This is a genomic window from Geminisphaera colitermitum TAV2, assembly GCF_000171235.2.
Classification (GTDB): Bacteria; Verrucomicrobiota; Verrucomicrobiia; order Opitutales; family Opitutaceae; genus Geminisphaera; species Geminisphaera colitermitum.
Genome location: NZ_ABEA03000220.1, coordinates 1 through 4,322 on the forward strand (window position 1 = coordinate 1; position 4,322 = coordinate 4,322).

Below are 4,322 nucleotides of genomic sequence, written 5' to 3' on the forward strand. Positions count from 1 at the left end.
GCCCTCACAATCCCGTCGCGTTGTAGGACCACCGGTGCCGCGCATCGGTGTAAACCGTGGTGATGCGCGAACGAAAATCCAACTGCGCCGGTATATTAAATTCCCAATACAAGTTGCTCCGAAAATAGTCGTAAAAATCCCCGCTCTTCAACTCCTGCACCCCCGTCTGCGCGAACCCCGTGAGATGGTGGATCAACCCCGATAGCTGCGTTTGTGCATCCGCCCGATTGCCGGTAAAATTGCGCACATTGCGTTCGAACCGCTCAAAAATCGCCCGGAACCGCGGATTCGTCTTTGCCTCGTCCGCCTTGCCCATCGCAAACGCGCGCAACGCCATTGAATCCTCACGAAACGCCACGATTCGCGCCTCCTGCGACCGCCAGCGCGCGAGGTCGATTGTCTCCCATTTTTCGACCGCATCCAGCCTGTATCCAAACCACCGTTTCGCTCCGCCACTCCCGCCCCCTTCCGCCTCGCCATCCGGCCCCGCCGCCCGCTTCACCTGCTGATACGTCGCCACGCCCACCACCAGCCCGCTGTCCAGGTGGATGATCGGACTCCCGCTGTTGCCCGGTTCAAACGGCGCATCCACCTCGATCCGATCCGGACCGATCCCGCGAATTTTCCCCGTAATGTGTGTAGCCACCCCTCCCCCCCCGCTGTTTCCCATCACGATCACCCTGTCTCCAATTTTGGCGCATCCCAATAAATCCGATGCCGTGGCGAGCGCCTTGGGTGCGTCCGTATTTTCCGGATACGCACCGATTTTCACAATCGCCAGATCACGTCCCACCGCTCCAAAAATCCGCCCTGCCTGCACGCGCACCCCGCCGATGCTCATCAAATCAATCTCATCATTTCCCCCGATGACATGCAGGTTGGTGACAACAAAATCCACCTCCCGGATTTTTGCCAGAAACCCCGTCCCCCGATGCTGATCGCCCTTGATAATCACAATCGACGCCAATGCCTCATCCGGCACCGTCCCCTCCTCCGCCGCGGCCGCTCCGCCGCCCAAAATCACCAACACCGCACACGCGACCACCCTCAAACGCCATTGGTACCGCCAATTCTTATTTGGAGTCATTACGCGTTTCACGCCATTCACCGATGCCGTAATTCCGCCTCCGACACCAGCTTCATTCCACGTTACCGCATCCTTACCGTCTTCCCCTCCACCCAGCGGCCCTTGATCAAAATTGTCCGCGGGTGCTGCGGCAGACCGTGCTCGTTGTGGATGATCTGATTCGCCACCAATTCGACCGCCATCGCTCCGATCTCCTCGAAATTCTCCTCCAGCCCCGAGAACATGCTGTCGATCGGACGATTCACGCACACCAAACCCACCTCCTCCGGCACCCGGCATCCCAGCGCCTCCAGCCACTCCAACTCCATGCCCGTCTGGCATACAATCGCATCCGGACGCACCCGCCGAAACCACGCCGCAAACTCCGTCAGAGCCGTCTCGCCCGGCCTCCCCAAAAACACCGGCACTCGCTGCTTCTCCCATCCCCGCTTCGTTTCGAGCAACCCCTCGCGCAGCAGATACTGCCAATAAAACACCCGGCTCCGTCCGTTGAGCGCCAGCTCTGGCAGCACCACCCCGATCCTCCGGTAACCACGTCGCAGCAACGCCTCAAACACCACATCAATCTGATCCCGATAATCCGTCGCCACCCGGTGCGTATCTGCGCACCACCGCCACGTCCACGCCACGGTGGACAACGCATACCTCTCCCACGACAAACGCATCCATTCCTCGAATGACCCCCGCCCCAAGGCATCCGATGGCGACTTCGGAGCCGCCAGCACCACCCCCGTGATGCCACGCGCCTCCAGGATACGGTCGATCTTGCGCGCGCTCATCCCCGCCGCCCGCAGGTAAAAACACTCTGTTGAAAACCCCAACTCCGCCGCCCGCGCCAACATTCCCGCATGTTGCCGACGGTAAATCTCGCTCGTTACCGCCAGCGACTTTCCCGGCGACTCCGCGTCCATCAAAATTGCGATGCATCCCTTGGCCGCCACCGGACGTCCCGACCGGATGCGCGCCATCAACGACGCCACGTAGGCATTTTTCTGATATCCCAGCCGCCGCGCCGTTTCCTCCACCCGCCGCCGCGTCTCCTCCGGGATCGACGGATGCCCGCGCAACGCCAGCGACACCGTCGCCTGGTTCACCCCCAATTCCGCAGCGATCGCCCGTTGATTTGACATGATGACTCATCGTGATGAGCAACGCCCGCATTGCAAGCCTGCCCGCCTCCTCATTGGCAGATAACCCGGCGTGTTTCGGTTTGTCCGGTAACACCGCCCGCCAAATCAGCACCGCCCCATGCGTCACATCCACACCAAACCCTGTATCGCCATGAAAACTACGATCACCCGTTCTGTCGCCACGCTTGCCGCTCTGCTCGCGTTATCCACCCTCCCGGCCGCCGCTGCCACCATCATCGCCGACTTCACTGGTGGCGCTGGCACCACCAACGCCTCGCACCAATTCGAAGGTAAATCCGGCGAAGGCTGGAAAACCGCCTGGAGCACCGCATCCACCAACACCACGCTCACCACTGCCCTTGTTGCGGACGACTACCTGAAAGTCTCCGTCGCCGTCGCTGGCGACAGCACCCCCCGCCGCAGTTCATTCAACCGCGCCTACAACAGTGGGAGCACCGCCACCATCGACACCACTGCCACCTACACCCTCACCTTCGACCTCCGCTTTGACGATCTCACCGGATTTAGCACCAAGGACGATTACATCGGCATCTTCGACTCTCCCACCCGGCAAACCGGCGTGGCCGTTGGCGGAGTCGCCAACTCATGGGCCTTCCAAATTACAGGCAACAGCAAGACCATTCAGTGGAACAGCGGATCGAAGGATGGCGGTGTGGCAAACTTCGTTTCCTCAGGAGTCATCGTTGAAACAGGCAAACTTTACACTTTCACCGTCACCGTTAATCCGACTGACCGCAGTTACATCGCGTCCATCGTGACCGATGGCGCCCCTGCCTCCACCGTCACCTCGTCAGCCCTCGGCTTCCGCTCCGCCGCCGCCGACCTTGGAGATGCCGGACGCTATTTCCACATTAACACACTGATGGATGGCACGACTGATTCCTGGTCCTACGCCTTTTCCGGCCTGACTATTTCGCAAACCTCCATCCCCGAACCCGCCATCACCACCGTTTGGCTCGCTGGCGCGATTGCCATTCTCGCCGCCGCGTTTCGCCGCCGCCGTCGTTAATCCTCCTCGAGCAAACTCGGCTTTGACTTAAGCCGAGTTTGCTCGAATTAAGTCGAGACGATCCCCCCCCCCCCATGAAAAACAGCCGCGCCTTCACGCTCATCGAACTCCTCACCGTCATCGCCATCATCGGCATCCTCGCCGCCATCATCATTCCCGTCACAGGTCGAGTCCGCCAATCTGCCGACACCGCCCGTTGCGGCAGCCAGCTCCGCCAGATTGCCATGGCCGGCATCCATTACGGCAACGACAACCGTGACCTCCTGCCCGGCTATTACTGGTTTCGCCCTGATCCGGGAAAAAAAGGCGGCGAGACAGGCGGCATCGCCAGCTATCTCAACCTCGATTATTACGACCCCACCAAAGACCAATACGACACCGTCCTGACCTGCCCCACAGCGCAAAAAACATGGCCCACTCACGACAAACTCTGGACCTACAACCGCACCTATTCGATCAACGGCTGGCTCCAATCCTGGGAAAAACCTGCCAACACAGGTGACACTCCAAACCTCTATTCCACCGGCCCCCTTCGCTTCGCCGAACTCACCCAACCCTCCCGCATCGCATTCTTCATGGATTCCGTGCAGCACAACGCCTTCGTCGCCGGACGCGGCCACTTCCACTATACAGCCGCACCCTCTACCAAAACCGCTACCGCCGAAACCACCGTCATCAACAAACTACGTGGCACCGAACCCTACATTCACGGCGGCGCCCGCTTCAACATCGCCTTTGCCGACGGTCATCTCGAAACCTTCACGCAGCAAAAACTCGATCCACGCCTCGGCGAAACCCTCTTCTGGCGCGGTCAATAACAGACGTGGCGCGGGCGTCCCGCCCGCTTCCCAGGCACATCTGTACTCGTCCAACCGACGACGTATCCAATAAACAATGATAACAACCCGTTCCCCTCGTTCCCTTCCTGACACCCTCTGCATTCTGCTTCTGCTCGCCACATTCTCCGCAATCAGCAGCGCCGCCAGCCAGTCCACATCCACGCCCACCCTGCCCAAACCCGAAACTCGCGGCCAGTCCGTCCACGTCACCGCCACGCCACGCGCCGCTACCAATA

At 60.3% G+C, this 4,322-nt stretch carries 5 protein-coding genes; 3 read left to right on the forward strand and 2 right to left on the reverse strand.

Annotated features, from left to right (window positions below):
• Positions 1 to 4: 4 nt before the first annotated feature.
• Positions 5 to 1,087: a S1 family peptidase gene (locus OBACDRAFT_RS30405; RefSeq protein ID WP_088179344.1), complete on the reverse strand. Its 1,083-nt coding sequence runs from the start codon at positions 1,085 to 1,087 to the stop codon at positions 5 to 7.
• 62 nt (positions 1,088 to 1,149) lie between these two features.
• Positions 1,150 to 2,217, reverse strand: a complete 1,068-nt coding sequence (locus OBACDRAFT_RS24620) for a substrate-binding domain-containing protein (protein WP_052362578.1) — start codon at positions 2,215 to 2,217, stop codon at positions 1,150 to 1,152.
• 118 nt (positions 2,218 to 2,335) lie between these two features.
• Here OBACDRAFT_RS24620 and OBACDRAFT_RS24625 point away from each other — a divergent pair, with 118 nt between their 5' ends.
• The 3 genes from OBACDRAFT_RS24625 to OBACDRAFT_RS24635 all read left to right on the forward strand — a co-directional run.
• Positions 2,336 to 3,247, forward strand: coding sequence for a hypothetical protein (locus tag OBACDRAFT_RS24625; RefSeq protein ID WP_043589872.1), 912 nt, complete (start codon positions 2,336 to 2,338; stop codon positions 3,245 to 3,247).
• A 74-nt stretch (positions 3,248 to 3,321) separates the two neighbouring features.
• The gene (locus OBACDRAFT_RS31010) at positions 3,322 to 4,065 is read left to right on the forward strand and encodes a type II secretion system protein (RefSeq protein ID WP_052362580.1); all 744 of its coding nucleotides are present in this window, start codon (positions 3,322 to 3,324) and stop codon (positions 4,063 to 4,065) included.
• A 76-nt stretch (positions 4,066 to 4,141) separates the two neighbouring features.
• Positions 4,142 to 4,322, forward strand: a 181-nt coding sequence (locus tag OBACDRAFT_RS24635) for a hypothetical protein (protein ID WP_043589874.1), incomplete at its 3' end; no start/stop codon positions are given.

What these genes read in the sequence shown, in the direction of transcription:
- OBACDRAFT_RS30405 (WP_088179344.1), bottom strand. Translation starts at nt 1,087, where the DNA reads ATGACTCCAAATAAGAATTGGCGGTACCAATGGCGTTTGAGGGTGGTC.
- OBACDRAFT_RS24620 (WP_052362578.1), bottom strand. Translation starts at nt 2,217, where the DNA reads ATGTCAAATCAACGGGCGATCGCTGCGGAATTGGGGGTGAACCAGGCG.
- OBACDRAFT_RS24625 (WP_043589872.1), top strand. Translation starts at nt 2,336, where the DNA reads ATGCGTCACATCCACACCAAACCCTGTATCGCCATGAAAACTACGATC.
- OBACDRAFT_RS31010 (WP_052362580.1), top strand. Translation starts at nt 3,322, where the DNA reads ATGAAAAACAGCCGCGCCTTCACGCTCATCGAACTCCTCACCGTCATC.